The organism is Nocardioides sp. NBC_00163 (assembly GCF_045206295.1).
Classification (GTDB): domain Bacteria; phylum Actinomycetota; class Actinomycetes; order Propionibacteriales; family Nocardioidaceae; genus Nocardioides.
The window spans coordinates 3130110-3144392 of sequence record NZ_CP108155.1 but is presented as its reverse complement, the minus strand read 5'-3'; the positions used below and the strand labels follow the sequence as shown (position 1 = coordinate 3144392).

13 protein-coding genes are annotated in these 14283 nt (G+C 70.9%); 5 read left to right on the top strand and 8 right to left on the bottom strand.

Going from position 1 to position 14283, the window contains the following annotated elements:
* Positions 1 to 44 precede the first annotated feature (44 nt).
* Complete coding sequence (locus OG801_RS15160; RefSeq protein ID WP_406029563.1) at positions 45 to 965, bottom strand: hypothetical protein; 921 nt, start codon at positions 963 to 965, stop codon at positions 45 to 47.
* 146 nt (positions 966 to 1111) lie between these two features.
* On the opposite strand from OG801_RS15160, the gene OG801_RS15155 reads away from it, so the two are divergent.
* From OG801_RS15155 to OG801_RS15145, 3 genes are all read left to right on the top strand, one after another.
* The gene (locus OG801_RS15155) at positions 1112 to 4180 is read left to right on the top strand and encodes an ATP-binding protein (protein ID WP_406029562.1); all 3069 of its coding nucleotides are present in this window, start codon (positions 1112 to 1114) and stop codon (positions 4178 to 4180) included.
* 57 nt (positions 4181 to 4237) lie between these two features.
* Positions 4238 to 5680 (top strand): MFS transporter, encoded by a 1443-nt coding sequence (locus OG801_RS15150; protein ID WP_406029561.1) that lies wholly within the window; start codon positions 4238 to 4240, stop codon positions 5678 to 5680.
* A gap of 62 nt (positions 5681 to 5742) precedes the next feature.
* The gene (locus tag OG801_RS15145) at positions 5743 to 5985 is read left to right on the top strand and encodes a heavy-metal-associated domain-containing protein (RefSeq protein ID WP_406029560.1); all 243 of its coding nucleotides are present in this window, start codon (positions 5743 to 5745) and stop codon (positions 5983 to 5985) included.
* 50 nt (positions 5986 to 6035) lie between these two features.
* On the opposite strand, the gene OG801_RS15140 is transcribed toward OG801_RS15145, so the two are convergent.
* Both OG801_RS15140 and OG801_RS15135 read right to left on the bottom strand, forming a co-directional pair.
* A complete protein-coding gene (locus tag OG801_RS15140) occupies positions 6036 to 6446 on the bottom strand; it encodes a DUF779 domain-containing protein (protein WP_406029559.1) in 411 nt (136 codons plus the stop codon).
* The gene (locus OG801_RS15135) at positions 6446 to 7969 is read right to left on the bottom strand and encodes an aldehyde dehydrogenase family protein (RefSeq protein ID WP_406029558.1); all 1524 of its coding nucleotides are present in this window, start codon (positions 7967 to 7969) and stop codon (positions 6446 to 6448) included. The genes OG801_RS15140 and OG801_RS15135 overlap by 1 nt, the downstream gene beginning before the upstream one ends.
* Positions 7970 to 8134: 165 nt before the next feature.
* Here OG801_RS15135 and OG801_RS15130 point away from each other — a divergent pair, with 165 nt between their 5' ends.
* Positions 8135 to 9346 (top strand): GAF domain-containing protein, encoded by a 1212-nt coding sequence (locus OG801_RS15130; RefSeq protein WP_406029557.1) that lies wholly within the window; start codon positions 8135 to 8137, stop codon positions 9344 to 9346.
* Positions 9347 to 9359: 13 nt separating this feature from the next.
* On the opposite strand, the gene OG801_RS15125 is transcribed toward OG801_RS15130, so the two are convergent.
* Positions 9360 to 10175 carry an alpha/beta hydrolase gene (locus OG801_RS15125; RefSeq protein WP_406029556.1) on the bottom strand — a complete coding sequence of 272 codons (816 nt, stop codon included), beginning with the start codon at positions 10173 to 10175 and terminating at the stop codon, positions 9360 to 9362.
* Positions 10176 to 10206: 31 nt separating this feature from the next.
* Between OG801_RS15125 and OG801_RS15120 the strand changes: the two genes are divergently transcribed.
* A complete protein-coding gene (locus tag OG801_RS15120; protein ID WP_406029555.1) occupies positions 10207 to 10764 on the top strand; it encodes a PadR family transcriptional regulator in 558 nt (185 codons plus the stop codon).
* On the opposite strand, the gene OG801_RS15115 is transcribed toward OG801_RS15120, so the two are convergent.
* From OG801_RS15115 to OG801_RS15100, 4 genes are all read right to left on the bottom strand, one after another.
* Entirely contained in the window at positions 10765 to 11373 is a 609-nt protein-coding gene (locus tag OG801_RS15115) for an MBL fold metallo-hydrolase (protein WP_406029554.1), read from the bottom strand.
* Positions 11373 to 12473, bottom strand: coding sequence for an S-(hydroxymethyl)mycothiol dehydrogenase (locus OG801_RS15110; RefSeq protein WP_406029553.1), 1101 nt, complete (start codon positions 12471 to 12473; stop codon positions 11373 to 11375). The genes OG801_RS15115 and OG801_RS15110 overlap by 1 nt, the downstream gene beginning before the upstream one ends.
* Before the next feature lie 124 nt (positions 12474 to 12597).
* A complete protein-coding gene (locus OG801_RS15105) occupies positions 12598 to 13467 on the bottom strand; it encodes a GNAT family N-acetyltransferase (RefSeq protein WP_406029552.1) in 870 nt (289 codons plus the stop codon).
* 205 nt (positions 13468 to 13672) lie between these two features.
* Complete coding sequence (locus OG801_RS15100) at positions 13673 to 14215, bottom strand: helix-turn-helix domain-containing protein (RefSeq protein ID WP_355018827.1); 543 nt, start codon at positions 14213 to 14215, stop codon at positions 13673 to 13675.
* Positions 14216 to 14283: the final 68 nt, after the last annotated feature.

The window sequence follows — 14283 nt, the reverse complement described above, 5'->3', positions numbered from 1 at the left end:
TTCTCTGTGGTGGACCCTGCTCAGGCAGGGAGTCAGTGGGCCGATCAGTGGGCTTCGGCTGTCGCGGTGATGGCCGCGGTGCGGACCTCGCCGCCGTGCTTGAAGTCGAGGAACAGCCGGTACGTCGCGGCCGAGGGCACCTCGGCCGAGAAGGTGATCTCCGGGCCGGGCTCGGTGCGCCCGTCGCCGGGCGACCCTTCGGGGTGGACGTGGAGGTAGGCGAGGTCGCCGTCGCGGAGCGCGACCAGGTGTCCGTACGCCTCGAGGTAGGGCTCGAGGTGGGTGACGGCTTCGCCGTCCCGGGTCACGGTCAGGGTGAGGCGCGAGGTCTGGCCGGCCACCAGATGACCGTCCAGGTTCACCTCGTAGGGGCTGACGGTGCTGGTGGTCGCGGCCGGCGGCAGCGTCTCGGGCTCGTAGGGGCCGGCGACGAAGAGGTCCTGGCCCAGGGTCAGGCCCTCGGTCTCGGTCGCCGGCCGGAAGTCGGCGAAGACGCGGTAGGTCCCGGCCTCGGCCAGGTCGGCGGTGGCCGACCAGGTGCCGTCGGCGGCCATCACCGGGTGCAGGTGCTCGTAGGTCGCCAGATCGCGGCGTACGACGATCAGGTGCAGCAGCTTGCCGTGGGCGGCCTCGAACCGGGTGACGGGCTCGTGGTCGGCGCCGAGGATCCGGAACCGCAGCGTGGCGGATGTCGAGCGCTGGGGGCGGTCCTCGACGAGGTCGAGCGTGTAGCCGGCCTGGCTGACGTTGAGCCCGGTGGCCTCGGGCGCCTTCTCGGCGCCGTGTCCGGCGTGTCCGGCGTGGCCGCCATGGCCACCCTGGCTGCTGTTGCCGGCTGCGTGCTTCTGGTGCGTCGGGCGCTCCGGCTCGCCGACGGGGCCGACGGAGGCACCTACGGCGGAACCCAGGCCGCCGAGGGCAACGACGGCTCCGGCGAACGCACCTACCTTGGCAATGGCGTTCATGTGATCTCTCCTGGCTCGAATCTCGATGACTCTCGATGACGTGCCAGAGGTTGCTGCGCGGATCTGTCCGCGGACTGTCCCGGGATTGTCGGGGCCCGGACAGATATCCGATCGGCGCCTGCGCCCGGTCTGACTACGATCTCGATGTGCTGCCGACCCCGACCTCGCGTGACATCCGGTTCGGGCTGCTCGGCCCCTTCGAGACGACGATCGACGGAGACACGGTCAAGGTCCCCGGGTCGGCGGAGCGGGCCCTGCTCGCGGTGCTGCTCCTGGCGCGCGGCCGGATCGTGCCCGCCTCGGCGCTGATCGACCGGCTGTGGGCCGACTCGTCGCTGCCGGCCGACCCGTTGAACGCCCTCCAGCTCCGCGTGTCCAAGCTGCGGCGAGTGTTCAAGAACGCCGGTCTCGACCTGGTGCTACGCGACGGCGGCGGTTACCGGGCCGCTGTCGACCCGGGCACGATCGATGCCGAGGACTTCGAGCGCCGGATCCGCCGGGTCCGGGCGTCGGTCGCCGGCGCCGGGAGCCCGACCGACGACGATCTCGGCGCCTACGACGCAGCGCTCGGGCTCTGGCGGGGCGACGCGCTCGCCGACTTCGCCACCGAGCCCTGGGCGGTGCCCGAGTCCGTACGGCTGGAGGACCTCCGCAGGACGGCGTACGCCGAGCGTGCCCAGATCGCGCTGTCGCTGGGCCGTCACGCGGAGGTCGTCACCGATCTCGAGCCGCTGCTGCGCGCCGACCCGACCCATGAGGCGATGGCCGGCCTGCTGATGGTCGCGCTCTATCGCGCCGGCCGTCAGGCCGACGCCCTCGAGGTCTTCACCCGCACCCGGACGACGTTGGACGCCGACCTCGGTCTGGAACCGTCGGCCTCCCTCCGCTCGCTCCACGAGCGGGTGCTCCGCCAGGACCCGTCGCTCGGCTCCTCCGGCGAGGTCACCCTGTCCACCCCCGCGACCGGGCCGCACCGCCTCAGGTCCGGACTCTCCAACCTTCCGACCGACCTGACTCCGCTCGTCGGGCGCGAGGAGCTGCTCACGTCCCTGAGCGAGCGGGCCGGTACGTCCAGGCTCACCACCCTCGTCGGCCCCGGCGGGTCCGGGAAGACCGTCCTCGGCCTTCAGACCGCGCAGCGTGTCGCCGAGCGGTTCCCGGACGGCACCTTCCTCGTCCGTCTCGCCCCGATCCGCAGCCGGGAGCACATCGTGCCGGCCGTCGCCGCGGCCGTGGCGATGCCGCAGGACGGCTCGGCGATCGACCTCCAGGAACGGCTGGCCGACTTCCTCGCCGACAAGCACCTGCTCCTGGTCATCGACAACTGCGAGCATCTCGTCGACCCCGTCGCGACCCTGGTCGAGCAGCTCCTGACGCGCTGCCCCCGGCTCACCGTCATCGCCACCAGCCGCGAACCCCTCGCCCTGCCGAGCGAGGTCCAGACCCTTGTCGGACCGCTCCCGACACCGCTTGAGGACGACGACGCCGAGGCGATCGCGGCGACCGCCTCCGTACAGCTGCTGATCCGCCGGATCGCGACGGTCCTGCCCGGGATCGAGACCGACCAGGAGGCGTACGCCCCGCTCGGCCGCATCGCCCGCGCGCTCGACGGCATGCCGCTGGCGCTGGAGCTGGCCGCGGCCCGGGCGGCGACGCTGTCCCCGAGCGACCTCGCAGACCGGCTCGACCAGCGGTTCACGCTCCTCACCTCGGGAGCGCGGACGGCGGAGGACCGCCAGCGCACGCTCCGCGCGACCGTGGACTGGAGCTACGACCTGCTCGACGACCTCGAGAAGCGCGTCTTCGAAGGGCTCGCCGTGTTCCACGGCGGTTGGACCCTCACCGCCGCCGAGCAGATCCTCGCCGACGACGAGACCGACTCGAACCAGATCATCCACGCCGTGGGCAGGCTGGTCGAGCAGTCCCTGATCGTCGCCGAGCGCGGGCCGGTCACCCGCTATCGCATGCTCGAGACACTGCGTGAGTACGCCGCAGACCGGCTGGCGCAGACCGGCCGAAACGAGGCCCTGGCCGCCCGGCATGCGCACTACTTCGCCCAGGTCGCCGAGCGGTCGGCGCAGGCGATGCGCGGTCAGGGGGATGCCCGGGCGAGGCACCTCCTCGTCGACGAGCAGGCCAACGTACGCTCGGCGATCGCCTGGCTGGAGGGCCCGGCCGGCGACATCGACGCCGCGCTACGCCTGGCCGGTCATCTGGGCCTCTTCTGGCATCAGGGTCGCCATCTCGAGGGCCGCCGGATCCTGCGGCGGCTGCTCGAGCAGGACCGCGGCTCGGCCGCGGCTCGGGCGGCTGCCCTCCAGGCGGTGGCGCTGGTGGAGCGTCCCCGGGCGTGTGTCGTCCACCCCCATCCGCGCTGCGCCGATGCGGCCCGCGAGAGCCTCGCGATCTTCCTCGAGGAAGGTGACGCCGACGGGGCCGCGGTCTCCCGGGTGCTGCTCGCCGTCGAAGGCGTCAACGGCGCGGACCCGGAGGCCGCCGCGCTCCTGGACGACGCCGAGACGTGGTTCCGCGAGCAGGGGGACCGTTGGGGTCTCGCCGTCGCCGGCTTCGTCCGGCTCGAGACGGCGCTCAAGGTCAGGGACGAGCCGGCGGCGATACGCCTCGGGCGAGCCACCGCGGCCGAATTCGGTCACCTCAACGACCCGTGGGGTCAGAGCGCGGTCCTCTACCACCTCGGCTACGGCCTGCGGCACTTCGGACGCCTGCGGGAGTCGGCCCGGACGCTCGAGCAGGCGATCGACGTCGCCGCCTCCGCAGGCATCCACAACACCGTGCAGTGGGCACTCGCCGACCTCGGGATCACCCACCTCGAACTGGGGGACGAGGCGTCGGCCCGGGACGCCTTCCGTCGCGCCGAGCTCGCGTCCCGACACGTCGGCGACCGTGCCGGGTCGGTCCTCGCGGCGTACGGACGTGGCCGGCTCGCCGAGCGTGAGCAGGACTGGTCGAGCGCCATCTCGCTGCTGTCGAGCGCCATCCAGGGCTTCGAGACGCTGGAGACGCCCGCGATGACGGCGAAGGCCACGCTCGCGCTGGCCCGGTGCCACGAGCAGGTCTCCGAGCCAGAGGCGGCAGCGGAGCGCTACGACGAGGCCCGCGCGCTCGGCCTCGCCGCCGGCGAGACCGCCGTCGCCGCCCGGGCGGAGGAGGCGCTGGCCCGGCTGAACAACGGCCGGACAGTCCAGGGACAGTGACCCGGGACAGGTTCTCTTCACGCGGTCGGACGGCCGCCCTGACGAAAAGAGAGAACCATGTCTTCCACAGCATCCCCGGCGGCGGGTGCCAACAGCCGCCGCTGGCTCGCCCTCGGCCTCATCGCCGCCGCCCAGTTCATGGTCATCATGGACACCTCCATCATCGGAGTCGCCCTCCCCGAGATACAGCGCGACCTCGGTTTCGCCCCGCAGGACCTCAGCTGGGTGTTCAACGCCTACGTGGTGGCCTTCGGCGGGCTCCTCCTGCTGGGCGGCCGGCTCTCCGACCTGCTCGGCGCCCGACGGATCTTCGCCATCGGATGGCTGGTCCTCGGAGTCGGCTCCCTCGTCGCCGGCCTGGCTGACGGCGTCGGCGTCGAGATTGCCGGCCGCGCCATCCAGGGCGCCGGATCCGCGCTCATCGCACCGTCGGCACTGACGCTCCTGTTCATGACCTTCGGGGCGAACCCGAAGGAGCTGACCAAGGCCCTCGCGCTCTACGGCGCGGCCGCCCCGGCCGGCGGAACGGCCGGCGTGTTCCTCGGTGGCGTGCTCACCGAATACCTGTCCTGGCCGTGGGTCTTCTTCATCAACGTGCCGATCGCCATCGGCGTACTCCTCCTGACGCCCGGTGTGATGCCGGCGGGCCAGGCGCAGCGCGGCCGCATCGACGTTTTCGGCGCGCTCACCGTCACCCTGGGTCTCGCCGCGGTGGTGTTCGCCGTCGTACGTGTCCCCGAGCAGGGTTGGGGATCGCCCAGCACGCTCATCGCCGGTCTCGTCGGCATCGCCCTGCTCGTCGCCTTCGTGGCCCTGCAGGCCGGCTCCGCGGCTCCGCTGATGCGCCTGGGCATCTTCCGGGCGCCGAACCTGGCCGCCGCCAACATCGCCCAGCTCCTGCTCGGCGCGGCCTGGATCCCGATGTTCTTCTTCATCAACCTCTACCTCCAGCAGGTGCTCGGGCTCGGCGCCTTCGAGTCCGGCGCCGCCCTGCTGCCGATGACGGTGACGATCATGCTCGGCATGGTCGCCATCGCCCCGCGACTGACCGCCGCGTTCGGGCCCAAGGCGATGACCGTCGGCGGCCTCGTCGTCCTCGGGATCGGCCTGGTCTGGCTCTCCCGGATCGACGCCGACGGCAGCTTCGCCGTCGACGTGCTCCCGGCGACGCTGGTCACCGCGGCGGGCATGGCCCTGGCGTTCATCCCGTCGCTGAGCACCGCGCTCGGCGCGGCAGCGCCTGAGGAGGGCGGTCTCGCCGCCGGGATCGTCAACACCAGCTACCAGGTGGGCTCCGCGCTCGGGCTGGCGGCGATGACCGTCGTCGCCTCCGCGTACGGCTCCGACCAGGTCGGCGACCTGGCCGCCATGACCGACGGCTTCTCGGCCGGCTTCCTCGGCGCGGCCGGCATCGCCCTCGCCGGTGCGGTCGTCACCGGGATCGGCTGGAAGTCGGTCCGCACCGCGACCGCCCCTGAGTCGGTTCCCGCCGGCCGCTAGCAGTCCAACCCACTTCGTGGCCCCGGATCCGTCCGGGGCCACGAAGGCACAAGGAGACCGCCATGCAGACCATCCAGCTGTACGTCGAGGGCATGCGTTGCCCTCGATGCGTCCGCGAGGCCACTGCTCGCCTCCGGGACCTCCCCGGCGTCGCCACGCTCACCGCCGACCGCGACACCGGCCGCATCACGGTCACCGGAGACATCGCCGCCGCCGACCTGCTCGATGCACTGGCCGGCAGCAGCTTCACGGCGAGCGTGCGTCCTCGAGGTCGGACTCGGCCCGGGCGTACGCCTCTTCGGTGACGTTGGCGGCAGCGGCCAGGTCGGCCGGTGGCTCGAAGCGGGTCGGATGGTCAGTGCTGAGCAGTTTCTCGGTCAAGGCGCTCTGCCTCCTCGTCTGTGAACAGTCGCGACCGGATCAGGAACCGCACGCCCTCGGGCGCCTCCAGGGAGAAGCCGGCGCCGCGTCCGGGGACGACGTCGATGGTGAGGTGGGTGTGCGACCAGTACTCGAACTGCGAGCGCGACATCCAGACCGGCACCTTCTGGTCCAGCCCGATGTCCAGGTCGCCCAGGTGGACGTCGGCGTCGCCGAGCATGAAGTCGCCGCTCGGGTAGCACATCGGGGCGGAGCCGTCGCAGCATCCACCGGACTGGTGGAACATGACCGGCCCGTGGATACCGACGAGGCGGCGGAGAAGGTCCGCCGCCCCGTCGGTCACGGCGACCCGCGCCGGAAGGGAGGGGGCGTGGGTCGCGCTCATCAGAAGAACCCGAGTGCGTCGGGGCTGTAGCTGACGAGCAGGTTCTTGGTCTGCTGGTAGTGGTCCAGCATCATCTTGTGGGTCTCGCGACCGATGCCGGACTGCTTGTAGCCGCCGAAGGCCGCGTGGGCCGGGTAGGCGTGGTAGCAGTTCGTCCAGACCCGGCCGGCCTTGATCTCCTTGCCGGCCCGGAAGGCCTGCGACCCGTCACGCGACCAGACGCCGGCGCCGAGGCCGTACAGGGTGTCGTTGGCGACCTTGAGGGCGTCGGCCTCGTCGTCGAAGCCGGTCAGCGACACGACCGGTCCGAAGATCTCCTCCTGGAAGATCCGCATCGAGTTGTCGCCCTCGAAGACGGTCGGCTGTACGTAGTAGCCCTCGGCGAGGTCGCCCTCGAGGATGGTCCGCTCGCCACCGGTGAGGACCTTGGCGCCCTCGTCCTTGCCGATCTCGATGTAGGACAGGATCTTCTCGAGCTGGTCGTTGCTGGCCTGGGCGCCGATCATCGTGGTGTCGTCGAGCGGGTTGCCCTGCTTGATCTTCTCGACCCGGGCGATGGCGTCGCCGACGAAGTCGGAGTACATCGAGCGCTGGACGAGCGCACGCGAGGGGCAGGTGCAGACCTCGCCCTGGTTGAGGGCGAACATCGTGAAGCCCTCGAGCGCCTTGTCGTAGAAGGCGTCCTTCTCCGCGGCGACGGAGTCGAAGAAGATGTTCGGGCTCTTGCCGCCGAGCTCCAGCGTCACCGGGATGATGTTCTGGCTGGCGTACTGCATGATCAGGCGGCCGGTGGTGGTCTCACCGGTGAAGGCGACCTTGGCGACGCGCGGCGAGGAGGCGAGCGGCTTGCCGGCCTCGACGCCGAAGCCGTTGACGACGTTGAGCACTCCGGCGGGCAGCAGCTCGCCGACCAGCTCGACGAGCTTGAGGATCGACCAGGGCGTCTGCTCGGCGGGCTTCAGGACCACGCAGTTGCCCGCAGCGAGCGCCGGGGCGAGCTTCCAGACCGCCATCAGGATCGGGAAGTTCCACGGGATGATCTGGCCGACGACGCCCAGCGGCTCGTGGAAGTGGTACGCCACGGTGTTCTCGTCGATCTCACCGATCGTGCCCTCCTGGGCACGCAGCACGCCGGCGAAGTAGCGGAAGTGGTCGATGGCGAGCGGGATGTCGGCGGCCAGCGTCTCGCGGACCGGCTTGCCGTTCTCCCAGGTCTCGGCGACGGCGATCGCGTTGAGGTTCTCCTCCATCACGTCGGCGATCTTGAGCAGGATGTTGGCCCGTTCCGTCGTCGAGGTCTTCCCCCACGACGGAGCGGCAGCATGTGCGGCGTCCAGGGCGGCCTCGATGTCGTCGGCCGTGCCCCGGGCGATCTCGGTGAAAGGCTTGCCGTTCACCGGCGAGATGTTCTCGAAGTAGGCACCCTTGACCGGGTCGACCCAGGCCCCACCGATGTAGTGGCCGTAGCGGCCTTGGACGGTGACCAGCGAGTCGGGCTGGCCGGGAGCTGTGTATACGGTCATCGGGATTTCTCCTAGGGCAGTTCAGGCAGTTCAGGCTGTGGGACGTGATCGTGGTCACAGACGCTAGGAACGCCGAGGTTGCACCAACGTTGCGCTCACCACAGGAGACCGATGCAACGTGAAAGCAACCTTCAAATGTGACCCTCACCAATTGAGGAGGTCGAGATGAGCGAACCGAAGCAGAGCCCCTGCATGCGCGCAGCCGTGGCGGACTCGTGGCACCGGTCGGCTGCCGCCGGGGTGACCGCGGACGACGCGCACGCGCCGATCACCCTCCCCGAGGACCAGCTCCAGGACGTACGCGCCGCCCATCCGCTGGCTCGTGTGTTCCCTCTCCTCGACGACGTGCTCGGGCAGGCGGCGCGCGACTGCGACGCGATCATGGCCGTCTCGGACGAGGCCGGTCAGCTGCTCTGGGTGTGCGGTGCTCCGGCGGCGCTCCGGCGCGCGGAGCGGATCGGCTTCGTCGAGGGCAGCAACTGGGACGAGCGCCTCGCCGGCACGAACGCCCCCGGGCTCGCGCTGCGGCTCGAGCGCCCGACCAGCGTCGTCGCCGCCGAGCACTTCCGGCGGTCGGTGCAGCAGTGGAGCTGCGCCGCGACCCCGATCCACGACCCGGGCGACTCCCGCCTGCTCGGGGTCCTCGACATCACCGGAGGTGACTCCATCGTCGTACCCCAGACGATGGCGATGGTGCGCGCCGCCGCGAGACTCGCGGAGTCCGAGCTCGCTCGCGAGCAGCTCCTGCAGAGACAGCCCGAGACCCGGCCCGGCTGGGCACGCATCGCCGTGGAGACCCTGGGCCGTCAGGACCTGCTGCTCTCGATCGACGACGGCCGTGGGCATCGCGCGCAACTGCGGCTCTCCCCCCGCCACAGCGAGATCTTCCTGCTCCTCGCCAGCGCCCCGCGCGGCCTCTCCGGCGACGAGCTCGCGGTCCTCCTGTACGAGGACGACGGCGGCTCCTCGACGCTCCGCGCCGAGCTGAACCGCCTGCGCAACCTGCTCGGGGAGGAGTTCCTCGCCTCCCGGCCCTACCGGCTCACGACCGAGGTGACCGGAGACTGGCTGGGCGTCGAGGCACGGCTCGCGGTGGGCGACGTCGCCGGAGCGCTCCGCTGCTATCGCGGCCCGATCCTGCCGCGCTCGGTCGCGCCGGGCGTGGTCCGGCTCCGCGAGACCCTGGCGCAGCAGCTGCGCGCGGCGGTGCTGCAGTCGGGCCAACCCGACCTGGTCTCGACCTGGACCCGGTCGGCGTGGGGCGCCGACGACTACGAGATGTGGCTCCGGCTCCGGACCCTGCTGCCGTCCGGGTCACCGTTGCTGGCCCTCGCCGACGGCCAGATCGCCCGGCTGGACCGCGAGGTCGGTCTCTGATCGCCAGCCGAGGTCACCTCGTGGCGTACGTGAGGACCTGCTGGCCGAGCGGCGAGAGCCGGCCCTCCTCGACCACCAACTCCCAGCCGTGCCCTGCCTCGGCGGGGACGAACTCCGAGGACGTGGCCTGCGCCAGCGCCTGGGCGGCGTCGGCCTCCTCGGCACCGTCGGTGTCCTCGGCGATGGCGATCAGGCCCGGCGTGCTGATCGAGTCGGCGACCGAGGCCAGGTCGACACCGGCCCAGTTCGACGGCCCCGACAGGTCCACCCAGCCGTCGACGTCCACGCCGGCGGCGACGGCCCGTACGGTCTGGCTGCCTCCCATCGAGGCACCGACAAGCACGACCGGCGCATCCGGCCACTGCTTCGCGACCTCGCTCAGAACGGCCTGCACCTGCGGCACCGGGTCGTCGGGATCCTTGATCCCGCAGTCGGCATCGCCATAGCCGCAAAGGTCGAAGGAGAGGCCGGCGACGCCCTGGAGGGCCGCCAGGATCGCGAAGTCGCCCCAGCCGCAGCGGTCTCCGTCGGTCTGGTGGAGCATCACCAGCACCGCCGACGGATCCTGGCCGTCCGGAGGGGAGAAGCGGATGGCCGGCAGCTCGAGGTCCTTGCCGGCGACCTGCATCGGTTCCACCCCGGCGTCGGTCTCCGGCAGGAAGCAGCCGCCGAGCTCACCTTGGATGTACGGCCCGTCCGTCGGCAGCGCACTGCCGGACTCCTTCGCCTGGCTCGCACCGTCTCCCTCGGCACCGCTCACCGCACCGCACCCGGCCAGCACCAAGCCGAGGATCGCCGCCCCGGCCGCTACGCCCTTCACGCTCCGCATATGTCAATATTGACATATGAATGATCCTGGGGTGACCGCTTCCAACCTCGGCTTCGCGATCCTCGGCCTGCTGGCACGGCGGGCGAGCACCGGCTACGAGGTCGCGCAGCGGATGCGGCAGCCGATCGGCTACTTCTGGACCGCCCGCCACTCCCAGATCTACCCGGAGCTGAACCGTCTCGACGCCGCTGGGCTGGTCGAGCACGAGGTCATCGAAGGAGCCGGCCCCAGGCCGACGAAGCGCTACCGGATCACCGAGACCGGTCGGGACGCTCTGGCGGCATGGGTCGTCGGCGACCTCGAGCCCCAGCCGGTCCGTGACCTGGAAATCCTCCGGCTGTGGTCGATCTGGACCGTCGAGCCCGACGCCGCCACCGAGCTGGTCGGCCGGCTCGAGGCGGTCCATCAGGGCGTACTCGCCCGCTACCTCGAGGAGCTGGCCGAGATCGCCGACCGCCCCGGCGTCCGCGACCCGTCGAACCCGCTGTTCGCCACGCGGATCACCCTCGAAGGAGGCATCCGGTCACGGCGTACGGCATTGGAGTGGTGCGCCTGGATGCGCGCGGAGTTCGCGGCCGCCGAACGCTGATCAGCCCAGGCCGGAGGCCTCGGCTGCGATCGTGGTGTCGTCGCCGTGCCCGGTGTGGACGACCGTCTCGCCGGGAAGCGTGAACAGCTTGGCCCGGATCGACGACTCGATGGTGGGCCGGTCGCTGAACGAGCGCCCGGTCGCCCCCGGACCACCCTGGAACAGGGTGTCGCCGGTGAAGACGCACCCCAGCGACGGCACCGACAGACAGACCGCCCCGGGCGCGTGACCCGGGGTGTGCAGGACGGTCACAGAGGTGTCGCCGATCTCGATGACCTGGCCGTCGGAGAGGTCCGCGTCCCACAGCTCGTCGGGGTGGGTGAGCTCCCACAACGGCCGGTCGTCGGGATGCAGCAGGATCGGGGCCCGAACGGCCTCCCGCAACGCCGGCGCCACGCGTACGTGGTCATCGTGGGCGTGGGTGCAGACGATCGCCTTCACGCGGCGACCGTCCACCACCGCCAAGATGTCCTCCACCGAGTGCGGTGCGTCGATGACCAGACACTCCTGGTCGTCACCGACCACCCAGACGTTGTTGTCCACTTGGTGCGTCTCGCCGTCGAGGCTGAAGGTGCCGCTCGTGACACCGTGGTCCACACGTACGGCCATCAGAGCACCACCACCGAGCGCAGGACCTCGCCGCGATGCATCTTCTCGAAGGCAGCCTCGATGTCGCCGATCCCGATCTCCTCGCTCACGAAGGCGTCCAGGTCGAGACGCCCCTGGCGATAGAGGTCGACCAGCATCGGGAAGTCGCGGCTGGGGAGGCAGTCGCCGTACCAGCTGGACCTGAGTGCGCCACCGCGGCCGAAGACGTCCAGGAGCGGGATCTCAGGCACCGACATGTCGGGCGTGGGCACGCCGACGAGCACGACGGTGCCTGCCAGGTCGCGGGCGTAGAAGGCCTGCTTCCAGGTCTCCGGGCGTCCGACCGCCTCGACGACGATGTCGGCGCCTTCGGCACCTTCGTACGTCTCCGAGCAGATCCGCCGGATCTCCTCGACCGGGTCGGTCTGCGAGGAGTCCACGGTGTGCGTCGCACCCATGGCCGCGGCGCGCTCCAGCTTCTTGGCGTCGATGTCGACGGCGATGACCGGGCTCGACCCGGCCAGCACCGCACCGGCGATCGCGGCCACTCCGACACCGCCGCACCCGATGACCGCCACCGACCTCCCGCGGGTCGCGCCGCCGGTGTTGATGGCGGCACCGATGCCGGCCATCACGCCACAGCCGAGCAGGCCGACAGCGGCGGGCCGGGCCTCCGGGTCGACCTTCGTGCACTGACCCGCCGCGACCAGCGTCTTCTCCGCGAAGGCGCCGATGCCCAGCGCGGGCGAGAGCTCCGTGCCGTCCTCGAGCGTCATCTTCTGGGTGGCGTTGAACGTGGCGAAGCAGTACTGCGGCTCACCGCGCTTGCACGCCCGGCAGCTGCCGCAGACCGCGCGCCAGTTGAGCACCACGAAGTCGCCCGGCGCCACGTCGGTCACGTCCGGACCCACCGCTTCGACCACCCCGGCGGCCTCGTGGCCCAGCAGGAACGGGAACTCGTCGTTGATCCCGCCCTCCCGGTAGTGGAGGTCGGTGTGGCACACCCCGCACGACTGGATCTTCACCACCGCCTCGCCCGGTCCTGGCTCGGGAACGTTGATCGTCACGAGCTCGACGGGCGCCCCCTTGGCACGGGCGATGACGGCCTTGACCTGCTGCATGTGTCTCCTCTCGCGGCCCCGGAGAGATCCGGTCGCTCGCGATTCATCTTCGGCGGTGGCTCGTCGGCACGGCAAGGGCCGCCCGACCAGCAACGGCCGACGTTTTCATAGAAGTGCGGTCAGGTCACGACCAGGACATGTTGATCGCTCGCTGAAAGTTGACGTAGCCGGCACGCCCGAAGGCCTGCGCCATCGGGGTGTTGCCGAGGTCCGTAGACGCCCGGATCCTCGGGACGTCCTGGTCGGCGAGGATCCGCGTGCCTTCGCTCAGCAGGTCGTCGATGTAGCCATTGCCCCGATGCGCGGGCAGGACACCGACGTAGGCGATGATCGCGTGGTAGCTGTTCCGGGCGGGGATGACGAAGCCGACTGGTTCACCGTCCTCGAGTTCGGCCACCTGCCACCACTCCTGCCGGCTGGAGAACCCGGCGAACTCGTCGTCGAAGTGCTTGGCGGCAACGTCGGCAGGTGGCATCGTCTCGAGGTCGGCCTGGCTGTGAGCGTCGAGCGTGCCCTGCAGGACCGGCTCCATCAGGGCCACGAGCTCGTCACGATCGCTCACCGCCCGGAATCGCAGGCGCTCGCTCGGGGCCGGAACAGGGGACCCGGCCCGCCACTCGAGGCGGAGACGCTCCACGAGCGGGGCCGCCCCGAGCCCCTTGAGGACGGACATGCGCGACTCGACGACGCGTCGCGCGGCCGGATCGTCCCGCCAGTCGGGCGGGATGTACCGCCCGTACTCCGGGGGCGTCGAACCGGCCGGCACGACGGCGGCCAGCGCGGTACGCAGGAGCCGGTCTCCGATCCCGATGGCCGCGTCCGCTTCCAGGGTGTCGTCGAGGTCGAAGAAGTCCAGGACGTCCGGCGCCGTCGCGCCCGGTCGACCCCACCACGAGGCGCGGGCAAGCAGTCGGTCGCCGCTGGTGGCGACCCACATCCACTCGGGGCGACGCCGCCCCTCGGCCAGGTCATCAGCCAGCTCGTCGTCGAGCACGTAGGAGAGCCGGAGGAACAGGTCGAGCTCGTCCTGGCTCGAGAGGGGTCGGACGACGATGTCGTCGATCGTGTCGTTGATGTCGTGCTCCTCGAGGGGACGGTGTGGTCAGGCGCGGTCGTAGGTTAGGACGCGTGGTCCGGACTCGCCTCGAGCAGGGTCCTGGTCTGCTGGCCGCACCGCGAACGGACTTGTGAGACAGGACCTACGCGGGCGGTGACAGGAGGAATCGCTCTAGCAGGCGGCGCTCTGCTTCTTCGTCGTCGCCCGGGTTGGAGAGGAACGACAGGATGATCCGCAGGATCCAGTCGGCGAGGTCGGGATCGGTGGCTTCCGAGTCAGAGGCGAGGTAGCTCTGTGCGACACCGCGGATGACCGGGGAGTCGCGGAGCACCTCGCGCAGCAGGGTGCTGTCACCGGCGTACCAGGCGGCGAGGTGGGGGCGCTCGCGCACGGCGGCGAGGCAGGCCACGACGGCCTCGACCACTCGGTGGCGGGGGTCGGACACGGCGGTCACGACCTGGGCGACCTGCTTGGTGATGAGCCGCGCTTCGCGATGGGCGAAGGCGTAGATCAGCGCCTGCCGGTTCTCGAAGTAGCGATACAGAGTCGCGCGCGAGCAGCCGGCCGCGCGGGCCACCTCGTCCATGCCCGGCTTGTCGACGCCTCGCTCCACGAAGAGCTCGCCCGCGGCGTCGAGGATCCGCTCGGCGGCGAGCTCGGTCCGCTCCGCCTCGAGCCAGCTCATCGGGCCACCTCCGTAGCGCGAGCGCCAGAATACGGACGCGGCCCGAAGAAGTACTTACAGGTCACTCG

What these genes read in the sequence shown, in the direction of transcription:
- OG801_RS15145 (WP_406029560.1), top strand. Translation starts at nt 5,743, where the DNA reads ATGCAGACCATCCAGCTGTACGTCGAGGGCATGCGTTGCCCTCGATGC.
- OG801_RS15160 (WP_406029563.1), bottom strand. Translation starts at nt 965, where the DNA reads ATGAACGCCATTGCCAAGGTAGGTGCGTTCGCCGGAGCCGTCGTTGCC.
- OG801_RS15150 (WP_406029561.1), top strand. Translation starts at nt 4,238, where the DNA reads ATGTCTTCCACAGCATCCCCGGCGGCGGGTGCCAACAGCCGCCGCTGG.
- OG801_RS15110 (WP_406029553.1), bottom strand. Translation starts at nt 12,473, where the DNA reads ATGCAGCAGGTCAAGGCCGTCATCGCCCGTGCCAAGGGGGCGCCCGTC.
- OG801_RS15130 (WP_406029557.1), top strand. Translation starts at nt 8,135, where the DNA reads ATGAGCGAACCGAAGCAGAGCCCCTGCATGCGCGCAGCCGTGGCGGAC.
- OG801_RS15135 (WP_406029558.1), bottom strand. Translation starts at nt 7,969, where the DNA reads ATGACCGTATACACAGCTCCCGGCCAGCCCGACTCGCTGGTCACCGTC.
- OG801_RS15100 (WP_355018827.1), bottom strand. Translation starts at nt 14,215, where the DNA reads ATGAGCTGGCTCGAGGCGGAGCGGACCGAGCTCGCCGCCGAGCGGATC.
- OG801_RS15115 (WP_406029554.1), bottom strand. Translation starts at nt 11,373, where the DNA reads ATGGCCGTACGTGTGGACCACGGTGTCACGAGCGGCACCTTCAGCCTC.
- OG801_RS15140 (WP_406029559.1), bottom strand. Translation starts at nt 6,446, where the DNA reads ATGAGCGCGACCCACGCCCCCTCCCTTCCGGCGCGGGTCGCCGTGACC.
- OG801_RS15125 (WP_406029556.1), bottom strand. Translation starts at nt 10,175, where the DNA reads ATGCGGAGCGTGAAGGGCGTAGCGGCCGGGGCGGCGATCCTCGGCTTG.